Source organism: Streptococcus mitis (assembly GCF_001579045.1).
Taxonomy (GTDB): Bacteria; Bacillota; Bacilli; order Lactobacillales; family Streptococcaceae; genus Streptococcus; species Streptococcus mitis_D.
In genome coordinates, this window is the sequence record NZ_KQ970261.1 from 430,661 (window position 1) to 452,329 (window position 21,669).

Here is a 21,669-nt window from a genome sequence, read left to right on the forward strand (position 1 = left end):
CTATAAATTTAGTTCACTAGTTTGGAGATTTTTCAATATACCTTGTTATGACTCTCTTACTATGCATTTCTCTAATTTCCCAAAAAACTGATGAATCATTTGATTCATCAGTTTAGGGGATTATCTGTTCATTCAGAACTATAAACAGCATTTCGAAAGATTAGTCTTCCTTCTTCTTCCGAGCTACAAGACCAAATCCGCTCAATACTCCAAGAAGTCCAAGTGCTGCAAGGTTAGCGTGATCTTCTGTCCCTGTATTAGGCAATTCACGTTTAGCTTCAGCTTCTTTCACTGCTACTGTCTGAACTGGCTGCGCTGACTGTTCAGGCATAGTTGGAGTAGTTGGTTGAACTGATTCAACTGGAATTGTCGAGTGAATCTTGCGATAAATATTGCGAACATTGCCTATAGAATCTCGTTTGATACCAATCAACTCATATCCTTCGATTTCTCTACCTGGATGTGAACCATTTTCTTCCTGGATAATCACATTACCGTTTTCATCCACAAACGTTGTTAATACTTTTTCTGTAATTTGTGTTGGTGTTGGACTGTATGGTTTTGCTGGTGTTGTCGATTTCTTCACTTTCTTATAGATACGTTTGATTGTACCATCAGAAAGAGGCTCTTCACCTACATACTCATACTCAGGAATATCCAAGATTGGTGACAGCATATCGAATTCAAATCCTGGAATGATATTTCCTTCTGTGTCACGTGCAATAATTCTTGGTTTTTCAACTGATGGAGTTGGTGTTGTTACTTTTTCATAGACGTGCTCTGTATCTCCATTTGGAAGTTTCTTAGTCTCTACGAAGCGGTAACCTGGGATAGCTTTCTTAGGTTGTTCGCCATCTTCACTTGGATTACCTGAAATCTCGTTTCCTTCTTTATCCTTGAATGATGTCTTAACTTTTTCGTAGACGTGCTCTGTATCTCCATTTGGAAGTTTCTTAGTTTCTACGAAGCGGTAACCTGGAATGTCTTTCTTAGGTTGTGTTCCATCCTCTTCAGGTACAACTGGTGTATTATTCTTATCTACAGTAATTGGATTTCCAGCTTCATCTACAAATGTTGTAACTGGGCGAACTGTTGGTGTGTATGTTTTTTCAACTTTTGTTCCGTTCGCATCTTTTACTTGAACAGTAACTCCTGTAGCTTTTCCTACGAAGTCTGGTTCTGGTGTGAATGTAATAACATTATTCGCTAATGTGTACGTTCCTTCACCTGGAATTTTCACTTCTGTAGTCGGTTTTCCATCTTTTCCTACTAGTGTAGTAGTTGTTGGATCTAATGCTACATTTTCATGACCTTTGTCGAAGTTTACTGTAGTGTTGTCTTGATCTTTCTTATCAAACACGATTGTTGATGTTTGAGGTTTTGCTTTTGGTCCTTCAGTTTCAGCATTTTCACCTGTTGGCGTTACTGGGGTAACTGTTGGTGTGTATTTAGCCGTTACTGGTGTTCCGTTCTTATCTACACGTTTTACTGTTACTCCTTTTGCTGTTCCTGTGAACTGTGGTTCTGGGGTGAAGGTTACTTTACCGTCTTTGTCAACTGTGTATGTTCCTTCTCCTAGTACCACAACTTTTCCTTCAGGATTTGCTCCTTCTAATGTTGGAGCTACTTCTTCATCCATTGGCACATTAGGGTTTCCTGGTTTAAATGTTGGGGTTCCCTCTTGTGTTGTTCCTTGAATTCCTGTAGTTTCTGCAGGGGTTCCTTCTGGTGTTACTGGGGTAACTGTTGGTGTGTATTTAGCCGTTACTGGTGTTCCGTTCTTATCTACACGTTTTACTGTTACTCCTTTTGCTGTTCCTGTGAACTGTGGTTCTGGAGTGAAGGTTACTTTACCATCTTTGTCAACTGTGTATGTTCCTTCTCCTGGTACTACAACTTTTCCTTCAGGATTTGCTCCTTCTAATGTTGGGGCTACTTCTTCATTGATTGGCACATTAGGGTTTCCTGGTTTAAATGTTGGGGTTCCCTCTTGTGTTGCTCCTTGAATTCCTGTAGTTTCTACAGGTGTTCCTTCTGGTGTTACTGGTGTAACTATTGGGACATATTTCTTCGTAACAACTTTACCATTTTCATCTTCAACTTGAACTGTTACTCCTTCAGCTGTTCCTGTGAATGTCTTAACTGGTGTGAATGTAATTGCACCATCTTTCAATTCGTATGTTCCAACTTCTGGAACAGTAATTGTTGTAACTTTTTCACCATTTCCATTAACTAATGTTAATGTATCTTGTTTTAATTCAACTCTCTCATGACCTGTTTCAAAGTTTACTGTTGTATTATCAGCTTCATCTTTTTGATTGAATACGATTGGTGATGTTTGAGCAATTCCTTGTGGTCCAGTCGTTGCTGAATCTTTACCTGTTGGCGTTACTTCGATAACAGTTGGAGTGTAAGTAGTTTCTACTTTAGTTCCATTTGCATCTTTGATTTGAACTTTAACTGGTGTAGCTTCTCCTGCGAAGTCTTTATTTGGTGTAAAGGTAATAGTTTTATTAGCTTTATCCAATTCATACTTACCTTGAGGAGTTGTTACGCTAGTTACCTCTTCTCCAGCTTCATTTAATAATGTTAATGTATCTGGATTTAATTCTGTTCTTTCACCTTTAGGACCTTGTTCAATTCCCTTATTGAAGTTAACAGTTTTCCCTTTATCGTCTCCAGTTTCCTCAGTATCTAGCACGATTGATGACGTTTGTACTTTACCTTGTACATCGCTTGTTGTTGAGCTTTCAGCTGTTGGTTTTACAGGTACAATTTCTGGTTTGTATGTTGCTTTTGAAGTAATTGTAGCTGGCTCATTTTTCTCATTTGTTACAGTCACTGTTGCTTCTACTTCAATTGCTGGTACTTCACCTGTGTAGCTTGGTACTGGTGTGAAGGTTACTTTTCCAGTTTCGTCAATGACAAATGTTCCTTTTCCTTCTACTATTACAGAGTCTTTTGGGGTGTTGTATGTTGGATCAACTAGTTTACGACTTGTGATTGAAGCATTTGTTACACCTTCTGGAATTGTAAAGGTTGGTGTTCCTTCTTGTGGTACACCTTGGATATTTTTAGATGTTTTATTTTCTGGAGTTACTGTTAATGGAGTTACTTTTGGTGTGTACTTCGCATCTTTTGTTTCTCCGTTTTCATCTGTTGCTTGTACTGTGATTCCGTCAGCTGTTCCTGTGTATCCTGGTTTTGGAATGAATGTTACTTGACCAGTTGTCTTGTCAATCTTATATGTTCCTTGTTCTGGAACTTCGATTTCAGTACTATCTACAGGTGTTTTGCTTACTGGATCTACTAGTTTGTATCCTGTAATTTGCACATTTGGACTTGAAATTGTAAATTCTGGTTTTCCAGTTTGTGTTTGTCCTTGTGGTGCTTCTGATGTCTTATCAACACTTTCCATTGTGACATCTGTAACTGTTGGAGTATAAGTTGTTTCAACTTTTGTTCCATTCACGTCTTTGATTTGAACTTTAACTGGTGTTGCTGTTCCTACAAAGTCTTTATTTGGTGTGAACGAAATTGTTTTGTTAGCTTTATCTAACTCATACTTACCTTGAGGTGTTGTTACACTAGTTACTTCTTCCCCTGTTGAATCCAATAATGTTAGAGTTTCAGGGTTTAACTCAACACGTTCTCCTTTTGGTCCTGTTTGAGTTCCTTTATCAAAGTTAACTGTCTTACCTTTATCGTCTCCAGTTTCTTCTGTATCTAGCTTGATTGGTGATGTTTGTACTTTTCCTTGTACATCACTTGTTTCAGATTTTTCAGCTGTTGGGGTTACAGGAGTGATTGTTGGTGTATAAGTAGCTGTTAACGTTTTAGTTGTTACATTGCCATCTTTGTCATGAGTTAATTCTACATCAGCAGAAATAGTTGCTGGTGCTGGAATTCCTTTGAAATCTTTATTTGGTGTAAATGTAATTTCTCCTGTTTCAGGTACAATTGTATACGTACCAATCTTATTAGTTGTCCCTTGTTCAAATGCATCTACTGTTGTTAATTCTGTAACTGTATTTGTTCTTGGATCTACTAATTTTGCTGGATATTTAGCAGAAGCTGTCACTGGTTCTTTGGCAGATTCTACATTAAATGTTGGTTTACCTTTTTGTGGTAGACCCTGTAAATTTTGACTATCAGCATTAACTGGAGTTGCGTTTACTGAAGTTGGAACTGTAACTTTAGGAATATATAGTCCATCCATCGATTGTCTTACATCATTAACAACTGGTGTTGCAGCTGTATCTTTAGAAATCCAGTCTGTTGTAGCTCCATTAGTATCTTGTCTACGAAGTGTAATACCATGAGCTTCACCTACAAATCCATCAGCTGGAGTAAATTCTACATTTACATCTATTTTATTGTCAGCGACAATAAATTTATAAGTTCCTTGACCTGCTACAGTATAAGTACCATCAGCTGATAATGTAATCGCTTGACCTGTCTTATTATCAATATATACCGGTGGTGTATTCGTATCGATTGATGTATCAGTATTCATGTCATATGAAGTTTTACCACGTGCTGTAAAATGAATCGATTCTCTTTGTGTTTCTTTTACAAGACCTTCAGTTGTTTTCTTTTCTCCAACAGGTGGGTGTGTGATTTGAGTTTTAAAGTCTTCAACTTCCCCTGTTCCAGCAATTCCAGTTGGTTGTTCAATCGCTTTTGAAGTAGTAGCAATACGAACTCTTGTTCCTAATTCCACTAGAGAAGGATCATCTACTGCAATATTATTATTAAATTGTAATGTTACAGGACCATCTTTAGTAATTGTTGCTAAATCAGAACGTTCATTTTCTTCGAATGTACCATTGTGGTTAAAGTCAATCCAACCGTAAATATGAGCTTCAGGAGCTCCTCCAGTATGAGCTTGAACTTGTAATGTATAAGAACCTTGACGTTCTCTATTCATCTTAATGACTTGATTTGTTTGACCTTTTAAATTATCCGGTAAAATTTGATCGATACCTTCATCAGCTTCTTCTTTTGTATCATCCCCAAGCCAATTTTTTTCATTTCCTGTATCCATATCTGGGCGCACGCTTCCTAAATATGGTTGCTTCACTTCGCTTCCATCAACACTACTAATCGTAGTTAAGGTATGAGTTGCCTCTCCATATGTTGCTGGCGCATCTCCTGAATCAACTGGTACAAACCCAATCATAGCAGCTTGATGTCCATCTGTTACAATATAAAAACCAACTTCTGTTGCATCTTTTGTCATTACAACCGGAGTTGAATTTGATCCAGCATTAGTCACTGGTCCAAATACACCTGAACCTAATCCACCTGTTTCTAGGTCTGGACTTGATAAATATTTGTAGGCAATTTTTTTATTATCTGGTCCGTATCCTTTCCCTTGTCTCATTCCATGGTTTTCTATTTCTTCATAGTTATTGTAATCAATACCATTTCCATAACGTTCATTAAAAGTATTGCGTTGAATACTTCCTATATCTACTGGAGTATAATGTCTTGCATCTTGACGATCTTGTTTAACTTCAGAAATTAATTGCCAACCCGTTCCATTTGTTGTAAAGATTACTGACTCCCCTGGGTTAGCTGATTCACCATCTGTCATTACAACAGCTGGACGTACTGGTTTTCCTCTATAAGTTCCTGATATATCAAATTGTACTCCTATACTAGTAGCAACTTTTTCTGCTTTAATCGTCGTTTTCCTTGTACCAGTATCGAGGCCAGCTTTTTTAATTTCTGTCCATCGATCCATTGGTTTTGCGATAATATTTACTTCTTGATTTGCGTCTCCAGCACCTGAACCACGATTTTTCATATACCAATTTCGGGCAGTTGGATCATAAGTAGCTTTTTCCTCTTCAGTAGCCCCAGCTGCTTCCAGACGTTTTCTATAGATTTCTGTTGCTTGGAATGGTTTCAAAGATTTTACAGTAATTTTAACAATATAATCTTTCATGATTTCTTTTGTATAAACTGAGCCTTCTTGTAGTGCCATATTCCCATCTGGTAGCATTTTAACATTTTGCCAATCTGCTAGATTGCTGAAATCTAACCAACTGACTTGATTTAGCATCCCTGCTGAAGCTTCCTTATTTGAAAAATCTGATCTAACAGCATTAGGATTATACGGTTTCGCTGTTGCATCTACTACATCTGCGCCAACACCTGTACCAGCTACTCCACCTTCTCTGAAACCAGTTCCTTCTTGCATCTTTTTACCATTACGGCTATCAGTGTTTTTATTTTCCTTTACTGTTTCTTCAGCCTTAATTGATTTCAAGATAGAAGTTAATGAGCTAATTTGTTTTGCTTTAGCATCTACTTCTTTTTGAGTAGTACTCAAAGCTTCTAGATATTGTCTAGCGTCAGCAACAAGTTTTTCAGCATTTTGGATTTGAGAAGCTTGTTTTTTATTTCCTCGGATACGTTCAATTTGAGCTTCCAAATCTGCTAAGTTAGCTCTCAACGTAGATGAGTTGACAGTTTCTTTATCTACACTGTTTACTTTATTTTTTGATACTTCCTTAGTTTCAGGAGTTTCCTTCGTTTCGGCCACTTGTGGACTTGTTGCTGGAACTACTTCTTCTTTCGTCCCAGGTTTTAGTGTTTCCGTACCTACTTCTGGAGCCTTTTCTTGTTTTGGGTCAGTCGCAACCTCTACCTTATTCGCAGATTGAGGAGTATCTCCAACCTTTGACATTACCGTAGCCGTTTCAGTCTTTTGCTCATCAGCATTTACCTGATCCAAATTGTAACCAAATAAAAACCCTGTACCAACCAATACACTTGCCGCACCAACTTTTAACTTTTTGATAGAATATTTTTCATATTTATTCCCACAAAAATAACGATGATCTTTTTGCTGTCTAGATAATTTAAACATAGCTTTCCACCTTATATATATATATATGCACTGTAAGTAGACATATATTCCTTTATACATTATATCACGTTCTTAATAAAAACATTAACATTTATTACTTTTTTTATTGTTTGAAATATGTTGCCAAATCAGTTAGTAAATAACAAAATGAAACTAGTAAAAAGCTTCATAAATCTACAGTTTATAAGATACAGATAGATAGAAAATATTGGAGTAATATCTTCCAGAATTGCCAAGGAACTCCAGCAACCATTATTGTTATCAGTTTATTAAAAGCTAATACTCTTCGAAAATCTCTTCAAACCACGTCAACGTCGCCTTACCGTAGGTATGGTTACTGACTTCGTCAGTCTTATCTACAACCTCAAAACGGTGTTTTGAGCTGACTTCGTCAGTTCTATCCACAACCTCAAAACAGTGTTTTGAGCAACCTGCAGCTAGTTTCCTAGTTTGCTCTTTGATTTTCATTGAGTATAATAATTATAAAACGAATCTTCTAACCTATCTTTACAAAGACAATAAAAATATTTTGTAGAGCTATGAAGTTATACAGAATGAGTACAAAAAATAAAATCTCCAGTTTAGGAACTACTTTTGAGTTCACTAATCTGGAGATTTTTGAATATCAGTCCTTATTAATCACTTACAATAAAGGGTAGTTTCAGGAAGACAACGACAAGTTTGTAACTCTTAAAGGGAAAACAAGCTTGTTGCATGATCACTTATTATTTCATTGACTACTTTGAGAAACTCCTAAAACCTCCGAAGCTTCCTTCTATTTATAAGTCATCACCATAAAGGTTAGTAATAGGACGAATAAGGCCAAACTCACCAATAAAGTGAGCACCTTGACCAAGGTGTTACTCTGCCAGTAACTTGGTTTACCAATATTACTAGTGGCATCCATGGAAAATAGTTGATTTTGACGGGGTTGTATGGTTACCAGTACAATCAAAGCAAGAGATAGGACAATAGCTAAAACAATCAGTATTTCAATCATATGCCTACCTCAAAATTCCCAGCAAAGTAAAGAGCAAACCAATCAGAATCATCAAACCCAGTAAGAGTGAAAAAGTCTTACTAATCTTTTCCCCTCGGGTTTCTTTTTCCTTCTTGATAGGTTTTTGTTTCAACTCTTCCATGCGACCTTCAACGTCTTTGTAAAATAAATCTTCCTCTGACATGTTAGCCTCCTAAAACAGTTTGCATGGTTTCCTGATATCTCACCAAGTCAACATAATTTGCATGTTGGCCTTGTTTGCCAAGTGCCTGACGCATTTGTTCAACATCTGAAAGAGCCAGTTTAATGGTCTCAACCAAAGGAGAAACGTCACTACTTTCAAATAGATGTTCTGGAGCGATATAAAGTCTATTGTGTACCGTCTGATTAAAACCAAGAATCAACACATTATGCTCAAAGGCCTGACGAACTGCCTGCAATAACTCATTGCTATAGTTGATATCCAAGTAAATATCCGACAGTTGATACAACTCCTGAATCTTCTGCGGACTAGCATTCTGGTAAAGGACCACATTAGGATAGCGAAGCATGTCTAAGAGCTTAGAAGACATCTCTGTCACCGCTGCAATGCGGAAAGTAACATCAGGCAAGGCTTCTACGATTGCTTCTACTTGCTCAATCTGATCTGAATTAGTCAAGATTAAGGCATCTCGTCTTAGGAAATTATCGCGTTTAAACTGGTAATGGTAACCCAAGTGCACAAACTGATCATGGTATTTCTCGTCAGTTAACTCCAAAGCGCGCTCATAAGTCGCCTTGTTTGGAATGATAATCTTTTTAGTACGCACATCATCGCTTTCCAAAATCAACTGCATATTGCCCGGAATAGCATCATAAAGAGGTTCCTGCCAAACTAGGATATCTGAGCCAGATTTATCTGGATGATGGAAGGAAACCAAGAAAGGAGTCGCTAAGGTATTAAAGATAAGCTGACTGGTATCTATTTCCAAATCTTGCAAAAAGAAGGTGATAAATTCAACCTTATTTGCAAAGTAACGCATGGACTGACCAGGCAAAGTCAATAAGATATCACCCGTCACATGGTTTTCAAGTAAAACTTGTTGATCATTGACATCTTGGTAAACTGTCATAATCGGCTCGCTATCTGCGCTATAGGTCGTTGTAGCAAAACAAGCTCCGAAGCGATTATAGTGATCAACCTGGCGTACTCTTCCTTCCAAGTCTTTCCAATCTACCTGTTTAACCAATCGAGCCTGCATTCCATCTGCAAAGTGAATTACAGCCCTCTCCTGTAGTAAATCGTTAATAGTGGCCGAACTATTATTCCCCATAATTTCCCAAAAATCTGGAACGGGAACTTGATTAAAATAGAGAGGTTTTCCATCCTCGTAACCTAGATAATAGGTAAAAGGAGAAACCAGACCATCAGGCAGAAAACCATCTGCATCGATGACTACTCCAAGTTGAGAAAGTCCAGTAGAGACTAGACTTTCGTGTAAATCTCGACTTTCCTGACTATATCGATCATAAAGTTCAATCATGGAGCACCTCCTCTACTGTTTTCTTCCACTTTCCTAACATTTCTTTGGTTAAGAAGCCTTCCGCAATTTGATAAGAATGGGCACGCATAGCTTCCAAGCGATTTTCTTGATACAATTGACAAATCTTAGTTGAAAAAGCTTGCTTGATTTGGTCTTCTACATGGTCAGATGAACTTGGAATCAAATAACCATTTTGCCCATCTTCTATAAAGGTCTGATTACCATAAGGTACATCAAAACCGATTAGGGGGAGACCCGATCCAACAGCTTCCATCAAGGTCAAACCAAAGCCTTCGCTGGTAGAAGCCGTCAAGTAGACCTCATACTGACTATAAATCTGCGCAAGATCCGCATGCCCCTTGAGTTGGATATAATCCTCTGCCTTATGAGTTGAAATAATTTCTCTTAGTAGAGAATCCTCTCCACCACTACCATAAATATCAAAGGTTAATTCAGGCATTTCCTTATGAGCCTCAATGACTGCCTTGACCAACCAGTCAATGTGTTTTTCTTTGGCAAGACGTGAAGCCGTAATCAATGAAAAGGGCTTACGTCCTTGACTTGACTCAGTCAAGGAATCAATACTTCCTACTGGAATGGTAACAACCTTTGGTTGGTGCTGGGTGTATTTGGCAAATTGCTCTTGCAACACTTCCTTCTGTCTGTCAGTTGATACGATAAAGAAATCAACCTTATCTGCATTGGTAAACTGGTAATCATAATAGTTATTCCAAAGAATGTAATCCTCATTTGTAACATTTTCACTATAATGCTCCGCATGGACAACTACTGCTAAATGCGCTAGCTGTGCTTCCTCAAAAACAACCTGTCCAATACCTGTCTCCCTATCAAGAATGACCAAATCAGACTTGTTCAAATTCAAGGATTTCATAAAGGAACGCATGAAGGCTTGCTTTCCATAGAAAATCTTATCCTTGAAACGGTAAACTTCTTCCTTCCCTTGATTCATCAAGATATCATAGACTGGAGTCCCGTCTTCATTGTAAAAGGTTCGCTGATATAATACTGCAACATTGTCCTTGGGAGCAAAGTATTCAGTGCAGTAACGAGTATAAGAAAAGTAATCCTTGCGAATCAGTTTTCCTTTAAAAACATACTCAGCGTGTTGAACCAAGTCCTTATTCTCATCTACCAAATAACAGGTTACAAACTTATCTTGGTCAGAAAAGAAGACACGCAAGACCTTCCCATTCTTTTCTCTACGACTTTCGACACCACCAAAATAAGTCAAGACATCATCCACTGTCACACTTGTCGGTGCAATTTTGATATCTGTAAAATGATTATAAAGCCAGATCACTTGATCATCATCAAAACCAATATTGGCGGTTAAGTGCTGAATATTATCGGCTAAAATCATATCTGTAAAGATAAACTTAGAGGGTAGATTTAAACTACGAAAAATACCCGCGCGATAGGCTTGAGCGTATTCAACACCGCTACTAGCCCAGCCAATGCCTAAATTTATATTATAAATTGTCATATATTCTCCTCTTATGGGAAATGAGTCATAATTTCACCTTTAGAAGTAACTTCAACAAGTCCCATCAAAAGATTACGTATCATATCAGCCCGAATCTGTTCTTTCATGGTTTCAAAACCATCATAAGCCTCCTGATAATACTCTACTATAGGATTTTTCTGAGCAGCCGGCTGATTCCCTATCGCCATAGTCAATTGTTGTAAGTAATCTACCTGCTCGACCCAGTTATCATCAATAGCCTTGAGCAAAGAAAGTCGTAAAAACTGTTCATACAAGTCATGTTGATCAAGTAATTCTTTCTTTTCTGAAAGTTCTTTATCAATCACCTGCTTTATAAAACTACGAACTGCAGTCTTGTCAGTCACATCTATATGATCTGGAATCTCTTTAACATGGAAACTAATATTGGTCACGATAAAGTGGAAGAGCAAGTCTCGGCTTTCATAATTTGAAGAGGTCACTTGATCTATATAACTAGCAATGATTCCCTCAACAACATCCTCTAAGTCACGGGAACCATCTATTAGACGATCTCGCTCCTTATAGACCATATCTCTTTGGATATTCATGCTTTCAGCATACTCCAGAGTCTGACGTCGTGCAGAACGTCCTGCACTATCACTTGCATGCTGTGCTTTTTCAACAAGCCTACGATATTTATGTCCCTTTAAAACCTCTGGTTTGGTCATATCTTTAACTTGATAATCCTGATAACGTTTATGAACCCAATTCGGCCCAAACTTCTTTATAACATCGTCTTCAAGAGATACAAAAAACTTACTCATCCCAGGATCCCCTTGACGACCAGAACGTCCACGAATTTGCAGGTCAATCCGTTGACTTTCCATCCGCTCTGTTCCGATTACAATCAATCCTCCAAGTTCTGCAACTCCCTTACCAAGTTTAATATCCGTACCACGTCCTGCCATAGAGGTAGCTACTGTCACAGCCCCCATCTGACCTGACTCGGAGATAATCTGAGCCTCACGCGCTGCATTATTAGCATTTAGAACATTATGGGCAATCCCTTCACGTAATAAAAGAGATGAGTAAAGATGGGACATCTCCACAGAACCAACAAAAACCAATAAAGGATTTCCCTTAGCATGGTATTCTTTGATATACTCCAAAGAAGCATACACTTTTTCAGGTAACGTTACATACAAATTGTCTGGATAGTCAATCCGTTGTTTCGGACGATTGGTTGGAATACGAATAACTGCCATATTATAAGTTTCAAGAAACTCTTTTTCTGCAACTTTACCTGTACCCGTCATTCCGGATACCTTATTAAACATCTTAAATAGACTTTGATAAGTGATAGAAGCCATGGCTCTCGTTTCTGGAGATAATTTGACATGTTCCTTCGCCTCAATCGCCTGATGAAGCCCCCCTTGCAATTTGGTCATTTCCATAAGACGTCCTGTCCCCTTATCAACCAGTACCATTTCATCCCCTCGAACGATATAGTCCTTATCTCTTGTATAAAGTTTATGGGCTCTTATTGCATAGACTAGATGACGAGCAAAAACCGCATGTTCTTCCTTATAAAAATGATCTATCCCTAAAAAACTTTCAGCAGCCTTAGCACCTTTAGTGGTCAACCAAACTTCATCTTTCTCCTCTTTAAAAATGTAATCCTCACCTTCAACCAAGGTCGTTACCAGCGTATCAATAATACCGTAGTGATTAGATTGAACACGCGGAGCACCGGCAACAATCAAAGGAGTTTGAGCACTATCAAGTAAAATATCATCAATTTCATCAATGATTACATAATCAAAAGGACGTAAAAATTTAGATGACTCATCAGAAGCTAAATTATCATTCAGATAATCAAATCCCAATACACTATTGGTTGTGTATATAATATCTGATCCATAAATAAGTCTTTTTTCCTCAGGTGTGTATTCTTCATTAGGATCACCTGTAAAGGGAATTCCAACAGACAAGCCTAAAAAACGGTAAACCTGGCCCATTTCCTCCGCATCACGCTTGGCAAGATATTCATTCGTTGTAATAACCATCGTTCCCTTGCCCGTCAGCGCATTGAGATAAACGGGCATAGTAGCTGTCAAGGTTTTCCCCTCACCTGTGTTCATCTCCGCTACATTACCTTGATGAATAACAATTCCTCCCATGACCTGGACATCATAGGGGAACATTCCTAACACTCGTTTATCTGCTTCACGTACTACTGCAAATGCCTCAACCAAAAGATCATCCACCATTTCTCCTTTAGCAAGACGTTGTCGGAATTCTAGTGTTTTTGCCGCTAATTTTTGATCTGAGAGAGACTCCATTTCCCCTTTTAGGGCATTAATCTTTTTTAAGATCCTTTTGACTTTCCTCAACTGAAAATCTTGACTAAAATTTTTAATCACGATTCATCTCCTCGATATAAAAATCATAAAAGTCTAACGACTCAAAACCTGCACTCAAAAGAGACACTTCATAGGTGTAAGCTTCTTTGGGGTAAGTAAACATAAATTGTTTAACTTTTTCTACCTTTTCCTCAATTATAGTTTCATAGCGATCAAAAAATCTAATTTTTATGTATAAACCTTGTTCTGGTTGACAATCGAAATTCATACACATTTGATAATCCTGTCCTCGTTTTAATAAAGGCAGACTAACTTGAGTTCTAGCTCCTTGATAGTTCAAACTAGAAAACCAGCTCCTCAGAATTTCTCCAGATGTTAACAAAGGATTATAGAGACTGACATGCTGGTAGCTATGATAAGTCACCCGAGTGCCGTACATAAATGTTCCCCCGACTTCTCCCCACTCTATTCCTTGTCTTTGTTTGATAATCATTCATCACCTCTCCCAAAATCTGCCTCTAACACCATATGATAAAAGTGCAAAAACCAAGCAACATTGGTATTCGTATCATCATTGTGTCGTCCAGCTGTTCCTTTAGAAAGTATTTTCGCTCCTGTATTACATAAGTGACCAACTAATTGTTCATAAGCATGGCTATCCATATCCTCGTCTTTCATATAAGATAGACCAAAGGTTGTATTTGAAAAATCTGCTTGTTTAAAAACTTTCCAAAAACGTTGATCCAATTCCAACATATGTTTAGAGCTAACTCCTCCAGTTTGATGGTGCAAAATATCAAAAGCTGTATTAAATACGCCTGGAGCTTCTAACCGTCCACGACTAGCGATTGTTCCAATATTGGCAAGAGGTTTACCGACAATGATCGCATGAGGTTCAAAGGAGGCACCATAATAAAGAGAGGGAAATGTTCCCATAGAAAGACCTGACAAAATCAAATCCTTTTTATCAAATCCTAGATAATCTAGATAGTGAAGAATCGTTTCCTTTACCTTATTTTCTAGCTCCTCACTTCCCAAATAAAAGGCGCCACCTTCAAGACGTGGATCAGAAAACAAGATAAAGGGACATCCAAGATTTTTCATCATGTAGTATCCTTCAAAACCTTCCGCAGAACGATATCCTGCAAAGTACACATTCAAAGGAGGCTTAAAATCTCCAGGATGGAAGAAATAGTTAATTTCTTCACGCTTACTATCGTGTAAGATATTCCCTCCCAAGAAAAACTTTCCAAATTGCTTACGAGTCCAACGTCTGTGTAGACTTCCTAATCGAAGCACTCCCTGACCACGTGCTAAAATTGAGATTGCTAAATAACCTTTGGATTCACCCGGAATGACGAATGCCTTTTCCAAATCAGGTTCATTTAGGATTATCTCTTCTATAATTTCTGACACCGAACCTTGTTTTATTTTTTTTATACTAACTTGAAATTCTACCCCATCACTTTTTTCATACTCCAACCACAATTCAATAGGGAGTTCCTCTTCTAGGATTACGTTATAACTCCAAAAAGCTAACTGAGAAAATTCTTCTCCAAAATATCCCTCCAATGTTAAGTGCTCAAAGCCTTGATAAGAAATCGAACCCTTAAAAGCAGGATTGACTTGCAACATAAACGGCTTCAACTTATCGCCATATCCGCCACCAAACAGCGAAGTCGACAAATCTTCCAGTAATGTTTGAGGGTCTGAAAAATCAACAGCCTGAGCACAAGATTTTTTCAAAAATGATAAGATGGTCAAGTCTGTAGTTTCAAAATTTTTGTTATAAAAAAGAGTATGAGGTTCTATGTTATTCATAAACGGAAGTAAATCTTTCAGATACTGACCGTCCTCTATTAAAACAACATGAAAACTAGTAATTCCATCCATTTCCATCATTTTTCTCAAAGCAAGAGAAGAATCAGGACAAAAATAATACCAGTCCATATTATCAGGAATTTCAAAACAATGTTTCCAGTTATCAATTCCAATTTGTAAGATTTTAAGATTCTTTGACATCTGTGATTTCTCCTATCCAAATTTGGAGTTTTTCTAAAAACATCTGTCCCGTATGTTCCTTGATTTTTTCTACAGAGTAAATTAAGGCTTGATTCCACTCCTTAAGTGTATCCAAATAATAATGGATTGCCGTTTGAAGTTCTGATAAGTCAGAAATAAGATATCCGTTCTTTAAATGATCCACATAAACTGTTTTCACTCGATTAATTTGAGGAATCCCTGCACTAATTCCAGCAATTTGAGTATAAAGATGAGGAAGTTTACTTAAGTCTACAATTAAACGTACAAATTCCAAGGTTTTAATTAAATCCAGTTCGTCATTCATATTAACGATTTGATATCTCAGTTCCTCTACTTTATTATCCTCTAAAGGGTTTTCTGAATCGCCATAACCCGCATCTTTTTCCAACGATTGACTATCGATTCTCTCTTGTATAATCTTCTGAATTAAATCTTCAAACTGCTCTAGTAGTTCTTCATCCGTCGCAAAGGTGCCAAATATCAATTCCACATCTTTTGTTTTCGAAACAAAATCTAATATTTGATATATCCCCTCTTCATCAATACCCTCTTTAAAATTCAATTGATAGTAAATAAAAGAGGTTTTTCTTGTCTGGCTACGCCCCAAACGTAGGCGAGTATCAAAAGGAGACAAATGTTTAAAATATTGTTCATTCTCTGGATACAATTCTTTCAAAATATGAAGACTATCTTCCCTATCTACCAAGGTAAAATCTACCTTATTGAATACTGGCAATAAAGTGGGAAATGTATCTTGAGGATTTCGATCAATAAAGAGACTCAAAATCTTATGACTTTCTTCCGGTAAAGTTCTCATCATTAAATCATTGTGAACTTGATGGGCTGGGATAATAAATAAATGATTCTTTTTATAGATTTTACTTAGTCGTTTTTCAAAAAATTCCTCTATTACCTCGCCTATATTATGATAAGTCAATGATTTAAATCGATAACCAAATATTGGATTAATCTCAATACGTCCACCATCCTGCAAGTGCTCTCTAAACTGCCAAATTCCTTTAGTATTCAGATAATCTTGATAGTAAGCTACATCATCCTTAAAATAAATAACACTAGATACTAGCCCCCTATCATCCATAATAAACTGTTCAGAACGTTGACCTTCACTATTGAAGTATTGGATATGACTAATAAAACCTTCTACACCATGTTCTACCTGTGCATACGGTCTACCTTTCCTCTGCACCAATATAGCAAAAGGACTATAAATAAATTCACACTCACTATCCCATTCAATATCTTTAAGGCTTAAAATCTGTGAGTGTTCCACAGAAAAATCTTGCATATCATCAAATACAGAATAAGCTTCTGTCTCCAAAACACTATGACGATGTAAAAAATATCGAAGATGAGGTTGGTAGGACAAAATCAACAGTTGAGAACGAAAGCCCTGATCCTGTAATAATCTGATTTGATTAAAGGTATCATCAAATTCAAGTTTAAAAAAAGTACGATACCAAGGAATTAAATCAAAATGCCATGGTCTATCAGTCCCATACCATGCTGGAATAAAATAATACATCGCAACCTCCTAGATAAGTGGTTTATAAGTTTCGTTCATTCTTAAAGCCTTTACTTCATCTTTTACATTAAAAATCATTCCATTCAGCATTAAAAACAAACCAGGAATCATGGCCACTCGCAACAGTTTTTCATCAGACAAAACAAGGAGCATTGGCAAGCCTGCCATAACTACATTAATGATTCCTCCTACAATAGAAAAGCGGAAAACTAGACCGTTGATAAAACGACTGGTCTCCTCACCTGGATATACTCCATAGATATATTCACCTGACTTTTTCATTCGATCAGCAATCTGATCTCCACTTATATTTACAAATGCAAATGCAATACTAAAAATAAATAAAATGACTATATATAAATAAATCCATAATGGCTCACCCATCTTATATTGACCAGATAATTCCATATAGATGGGGTTTTCTGGAAATATAGCATGTAGAAGAAGCAATACATAAGTAGGTAAACTCATAAAAGTCATAACATACATATACGGCATTCCCCCAGCCGGATTTAGCATTATCTCAAAATAAGAATATCTCTTAAATCGGCTATGCAAACCAACTTTATGTACAGGTAAACGATAGCGCGCTCGATACAAAATGGAAACAATATAGGTGAAAAGGAGGCCCATCAGAACTAATAATAGAATACTGATATAAGATATATGGATAACTTTAAACGTTTCAATCATATCCTGTGGAATAGTCAATACCATACTAGATAGCAAAATAACCATAGGACCTCCCAAACCATTGCTGGCATTTATATCTGACAACCAAACTAAGAAGAAGGTGCCCGCAATCAGTAACAGAGTATTCATAAAGGTAATAACAATTGGAGAAAAGGATTCCTGAATGGGGAGGTTTAGGGAAATAGCCAACGACTGGATAATCGAAATAAATAAGGTTAGGTACATTTTCCTTCTATCTTGCACCTCTATTGAGAGAGATGAAATCCCTAAACGTTTAGAAAAGGAGAACATTTGCCATAAAAGTGTCGCAGACATCCAAGGAGAAAGACCTACCGAAAGCAAAGAAAGACTCCTAAGATTTCCACCTGTAAGAGCTGTAGAAAAAGCTAAATAGGCAGTTGAACCACCTAAAAAATCTCTACTATTCACATTAACAAAAGGAAGAGATAACCTACTTCCCAAGACATAAATAAAAATCAAAAACAGGGTCACAAGACCTTTTTTCACTATTATAGACGAAAAAATATTTTTCATAACGAATCCTTACATAAAAATTAATATAGCATTTTTTATTCTTTCCACTACACAGTAGAAAAGGAATAGAAAATAACCCAGTAAATCATGTTAGAAACCTTAGTCATTTTCCGCTTTATTTTTGAGCGCTAGCTCTTATCATTTCAAAGTTAAAACTAAAATACTATTTTATTATCAAAGTCCCTTAGACAAACAATGTCAAAGTGTTTATCCAAGATAACACTTTGACAGGAAATTTCTGTTAAAAATATACTTGGCTCGCACTTACTGAGGCAGAACTAAGTTAAATGTCAACACTATTTGTTGTCAAAATATAAATAGAAGTTAATTTTATACTAAAAAATTTTAACTCTATATACAATTCCAGTCTTTCTATTATATCAAAAAAAGCAGAATAAATCTGCTTTCAAGTGTCTACAAGATAGGGATATCTCCATTCATGCTCTAGCTTCTTTATTCAATACCAATACTTCCACGCATGTTTTATATTTACAAAATATCACAGTTGCTTAAACGAGATGTCTTGATACTCTTAGATAATCCCTGCAGACTACATTAGTATCGTTTTATCCTAGTCAAGTGCTATCATTTAGTAGGATAAGAGGGAGCTTTAATCGCTTAATAAATACAAAAGTTCTGCATAGCGTTTAAAGATATCCGTGTTTTGAAGTCCCGCTTCTTTTGCTTGATTGTAACGCGATTTTAAATTATCTACTATATTCTCTCTTTCATCTGCTACATTCCAACCTTTAATAGCATAAACAGCCATCCGTTCCATCAAACAATCTAAAACATCCTCTAATAACTTTTCAGTTATCCTACTGCTGATACTGTCTATTCCCACTCTATAATTATAGAGTGCCTTATGAATATAAGTCGAACGACAAGACTCTGCAAAAAAGCGATAATTCGTACGAGTATCTTCAATCATTTTCCCTTTAGGGAAGGAAATGTTATCAAATAATCTACGCGCAAACAAAATTCCCCAACTTGTTGTAAAAGACTTATCTCTACGTTCTAATAAGGGTAGTTGCTGGATGAGTTCCTCATCGCTATAGTGAGTCTCATAATAATCATCAAAGATGTGAATCAAATAAACATTGCGTTCTTGATGAAATTCTTGATAATTGGATACAACTACTTCAGCATCATTGAACAAGGCTGTTCGGTACAAATCCTCTACATAAGTCGGCTCTATCCAATCATCTGAATCAACAAATGATAGAAACTCCCCTTGCGCCCTCGCAATACCAACATTTCGAGCATCCGACACGCCACCATTTCCCTTTTCAATATAATGAAAACGACTATCTCTCGCAACAAACTCCTGACAGATAGCACCCGATCCATCTGATGAACCATCATTAACCAACAGAACCTCTATATTTGAATAAGTTTGATTGGCAATACTATCCAAACACATCCGTAGATAAGTCTCAGCATTATAAATTGGAACAATTAAACTAATTAATGGCTGAGGATAAGTAATATCATTTTCTAAATTGGTTACCATAGTTTCATACATCTTAATGCCTTTTGAATCTGGAAAACTGTCTTTCCAATAGGATAGTAGATGCTTTATCCTTTCCAAATAATAATAATTAGGAATCTTTAATTCATTTATAAAATCTACCATATTCCAATGTACTTTTATGTCGCAAAGAGCAGATGTTTCCGAAGGATGATGACTCGCATTCTGACCATGTTGTACATATATATACGTTACTTCATCTATATAAACAATACTTTCCGCTCGCAAATATAATTTAAAGAAATAATCTAAATCTTCACTCTGTGACAGTTTTTCATCTAAGAATAAATTTTGGGTTAATGATTTTTTAAATAACTTTGAAGCAATACAAGCAAAATCATGAGTTAAGTAATTTAATTTCGGAAATAGCTCTAAAAATGGACGTATTTGCTTCTTTTTAATACAAAGATCATTTTGGTTTTGATTAGAATATGCAGGAAAATAAAACAAACCATCTTCTGTATTAAAAGATTTATGTTTTGAAACAGCTATATCAGTGTTATTTTCCTTTATGCCTTTTAAAAGGGCTTCTAGATGATTTGACTCCACCCAATCGTCTGAATCAATAAAAGTAATGTATGCCCCCCCCGAACGTTCGAGTCCTAGGTTACGGGCAGAAGATACTCCGCCATTTTCTTTTTCAAAATAACGGAAACGACTATCATTCTCTACGTACTCCTGACAAATCATTCCAGATGAATCTGTTGAACCATCATTTACGAGTAACACTTCAAAATTAGTATAAGTCTGATTGATAATACTATCCAAACACTGACGCAAATACTTCTCTGTATTATAAATTGGAACAATAATACTGATTAATTCATTATTCATCTTTATTTCATTTCTCACTATTCTAATAAACTTATAAATTCTGCATAGCGTTTAAAAATTTCCGTATTTTGAAGTCCTGCTTCTTTTGCTTGATTATAACGCATTTTTAAATTCATTAGCACATTCTCTCTTTCATCCGCTACATTCCATCCTTTAACAGCATAAACTGCCATTCGTTCCATCAAACATTCTAAAACATCTACTAGCAACTTTTCGGTTATCCTACTGCTAATACTGTCTACTCCCACTCTATAATTATAGAGAGCCTTATGAATATATGTCAAACGGCGAGATTCTGCAAAAAGGCGATAATTTGTACGAGTGTCTTCTATCGTTTTCCCTTTAGGGAAGGAAATAGCATCAAACAATCTATGCGCAAATAAAATTCCCCAACTTGTTGTGAAAGAGAAATCCTTACGTTCTAATGCGGGTAGTTGCTGGATAAGCTCCTCCCCACTATAATGAGTTTCATAATAATCATCAAAGACGTGAATCCAGTAACAGTTATCCTTCACATCAAATTTCTTATAATTGGATACAACTACTTCAGCATCATTGAACAAGGCTGCTCGGTACATATCCTCTACATAAGTCTGTTCTATCCAATCATCTGAATCAACAAATGATAAAAATTCCCCTTGTGCTCTCGCAATACCAACATTTCGAGCATCTGATAAGCCACCATTTTCCTTTTCAATATAACGAAAACGACTGTCCCTCGCAACAAATTCCTGACATATCACACCAGAACCATCTGGTGAACCATCGTTAACCAACAGAACCTCTATATTTGAATAAGTCTGTTTAGCAATGCTGTCCAAACAGCTCCATAGATATTTCTCAACATTATAAATTGGAACGATTAGACTAATTAATGGTTGCTGATAAGTAACCATTTCTCGAACTTCTGACACAAATGATTCATATTCTCTAATTGCTTTCGATGTTGGAAAACCGGATATTCTATATGTCACTACATTTCCCATTCTTTTAAAATAATGGAAAGTTGGTAGTCCCATCCTGTCAATTTGTTGGAACATCTTTTTATAGATTTCCAATTCTTGTAATGCTTGAAGTTCATTAACATTTTGTGATGTACTAGCATCATGTGTTCTGTAAACATAAGTATAGTCTCTCACAAAAACAACTGACTCAACTCCAAGATATAAATAAAAGAAGAAATTCAAGACTTCTGCATAACTTATTTGTTCATCAAACAAAAGATTTCCAATGATTTCTCTTTTTATTAATTTAGATGAA

Annotated in this window: 13 protein-coding genes; all 13 read right to left on the bottom strand. The window is 36.5% G+C overall.

Annotated elements, in window-relative coordinates; genetic code table 11:
• Positions 1 to 160: 160 nt before the first annotated feature.
• Complete coding sequence (locus tag SMIDD28_RS01995) at positions 161 to 6,880, bottom strand: CshA/CshB family fibrillar adhesin-related protein (RefSeq protein WP_061424319.1); 6,720 nt, start codon at positions 6,878 to 6,880, stop codon at positions 161 to 163.
• A 276-nt stretch (positions 6,881 to 7,156) separates the two neighbouring features.
• Positions 7,157 to 7,348: a hypothetical protein gene (locus tag SMIDD28_RS12020; protein ID WP_061424320.1), complete on the bottom strand. Its 192-nt coding sequence runs from the start codon at positions 7,346 to 7,348 to the stop codon at positions 7,157 to 7,159.
• Between the two features lie 307 nt (positions 7,349 to 7,655).
• Positions 7,656 to 7,880, bottom strand: a complete 225-nt coding sequence (gene asp5 / locus SMIDD28_RS02005) for an accessory Sec system protein Asp5 (RefSeq protein WP_061424322.1) — start codon at positions 7,878 to 7,880, stop codon at positions 7,656 to 7,658.
• Positions 7,881 to 7,884: 4 nt separating this feature from the next.
• The gene (asp4, locus tag SMIDD28_RS02010) at positions 7,885 to 8,064 is read right to left on the bottom strand and encodes an accessory Sec system protein Asp4 (RefSeq protein ID WP_001287962.1); all 180 of its coding nucleotides are present in this window, start codon (positions 8,062 to 8,064) and stop codon (positions 7,885 to 7,887) included.
• Between the two features lies 1 nt (position 8,065).
• Positions 8,066 to 9,403 carry an accessory Sec system glycosylation chaperone GtfB gene (gene gtfB / locus SMIDD28_RS02015; RefSeq protein WP_061424324.1) on the bottom strand — a complete coding sequence of 446 codons (1,338 nt, stop codon included), beginning with the start codon at positions 9,401 to 9,403 and terminating at the stop codon, positions 8,066 to 8,068.
• Complete coding sequence (gene gtfA, locus SMIDD28_RS02020) at positions 9,396 to 10,907, bottom strand: accessory Sec system glycosyltransferase GtfA (RefSeq protein ID WP_061424327.1); 1,512 nt, start codon at positions 10,905 to 10,907, stop codon at positions 9,396 to 9,398. The genes gtfB and gtfA overlap by 8 nt, the downstream gene beginning before the upstream one ends.
• Before the next feature lie 11 nt (positions 10,908 to 10,918).
• Positions 10,919 to 13,291, bottom strand: a complete 2,373-nt coding sequence (gene secA2, locus SMIDD28_RS02025) for an accessory Sec system translocase SecA2 (RefSeq protein ID WP_061424329.1) — start codon at positions 13,289 to 13,291, stop codon at positions 10,919 to 10,921.
• Complete coding sequence (asp3, locus tag SMIDD28_RS02030; protein WP_061424331.1) at positions 13,284 to 13,724, bottom strand: accessory Sec system protein Asp3; 441 nt, start codon at positions 13,722 to 13,724, stop codon at positions 13,284 to 13,286. The genes secA2 and asp3 overlap by 8 nt, the downstream gene beginning before the upstream one ends.
• Positions 13,721 to 15,253, bottom strand: a complete 1,533-nt coding sequence (gene asp2 / locus SMIDD28_RS02035) for an accessory Sec system protein Asp2 (protein WP_061424333.1) — start codon at positions 15,251 to 15,253, stop codon at positions 13,721 to 13,723. The genes asp3 and asp2 overlap by 4 nt, the downstream gene beginning before the upstream one ends.
• Positions 15,237 to 16,817 (bottom strand): accessory Sec system protein Asp1, encoded by a 1,581-nt coding sequence (gene asp1, locus SMIDD28_RS02040; RefSeq protein WP_061424336.1) that lies wholly within the window; start codon positions 16,815 to 16,817, stop codon positions 15,237 to 15,239. Before asp1 ends, asp2 begins: the two co-directional genes overlap by 17 nt.
• A gap of 9 nt (positions 16,818 to 16,826) precedes the next feature.
• Positions 16,827 to 18,044 carry an accessory Sec system protein translocase subunit SecY2 gene (secY2, locus tag SMIDD28_RS02045; protein WP_061424338.1) on the bottom strand — a complete coding sequence of 406 codons (1,218 nt, stop codon included), beginning with the start codon at positions 18,042 to 18,044 and terminating at the stop codon, positions 16,827 to 16,829.
• A gap of 610 nt (positions 18,045 to 18,654) precedes the next feature.
• On the bottom strand, positions 18,655 to 20,409 hold the full coding sequence (locus SMIDD28_RS02050; RefSeq protein ID WP_061424340.1) for a glycosyltransferase family 2 protein: 1,755 nt from the start codon (positions 20,407 to 20,409) through the stop codon (positions 18,655 to 18,657).
• Positions 20,410 to 20,426: 17 nt separating this feature from the next.
• Complete coding sequence (locus SMIDD28_RS12025; RefSeq protein ID WP_416069019.1) at positions 20,427 to 21,449, bottom strand: glycosyltransferase family 2 protein; 1,023 nt, start codon at positions 21,447 to 21,449, stop codon at positions 20,427 to 20,429.
• Positions 21,450 to 21,669 lie beyond the last annotated feature (220 nt).

Coding starts and splice junctions, on each gene's coding strand:
- SMIDD28_RS01995 (WP_061424319.1), bottom strand. CDS start 6,880: ATGTTTAAATTATCTAGACAGCAAAAAGATCATCGTTATTTTTGTGGG.
- SMIDD28_RS12020 (WP_061424320.1), bottom strand. CDS start 7,348: ATGAAAATCAAAGAGCAAACTAGGAAACTAGCTGCAGGTTGCTCAAAA.
- asp5 (WP_061424322.1), bottom strand. CDS start 7,880: ATGATTGAAATACTGATTGTTTTAGCTATTGTCCTATCTCTTGCTTTG.
- asp4 (WP_001287962.1), bottom strand. CDS start 8,064: ATGTCAGAGGAAGATTTATTTTACAAAGACGTTGAAGGTCGCATGGAA.
- gtfB (WP_061424324.1), bottom strand. CDS start 9,403: ATGATTGAACTTTATGATCGATATAGTCAGGAAAGTCGAGATTTACAC.
- gtfA (WP_061424327.1), bottom strand. CDS start 10,907: ATGACAATTTATAATATAAATTTAGGCATTGGCTGGGCTAGTAGCGGT.
- asp3 (WP_061424331.1), bottom strand. CDS start 13,724: ATGATTATCAAACAAAGACAAGGAATAGAGTGGGGAGAAGTCGGGGGA.
- asp2 (WP_061424333.1), bottom strand. CDS start 15,253: ATGTCAAAGAATCTTAAAATCTTACAAATTGGAATTGATAACTGGAAA.
- asp1 (WP_061424336.1), bottom strand. CDS start 16,817: ATGTATTATTTTATTCCAGCATGGTATGGGACTGATAGACCATGGCAT.
- secY2 (WP_061424338.1), bottom strand. CDS start 18,044: ATGAAAAATATTTTTTCGTCTATAATAGTGAAAAAAGGTCTTGTGACC.
- SMIDD28_RS02050 (WP_061424340.1), bottom strand. CDS start 20,409: ATGAATAATGAATTAATCAGTATTATTGTTCCAATTTATAATACAGAG.
- SMIDD28_RS12025 (WP_416069019.1), bottom strand. CDS start 21,449: ATGTTCCAACAAATTGACAGGATGGGACTACCAACTTTCCATTATTTT.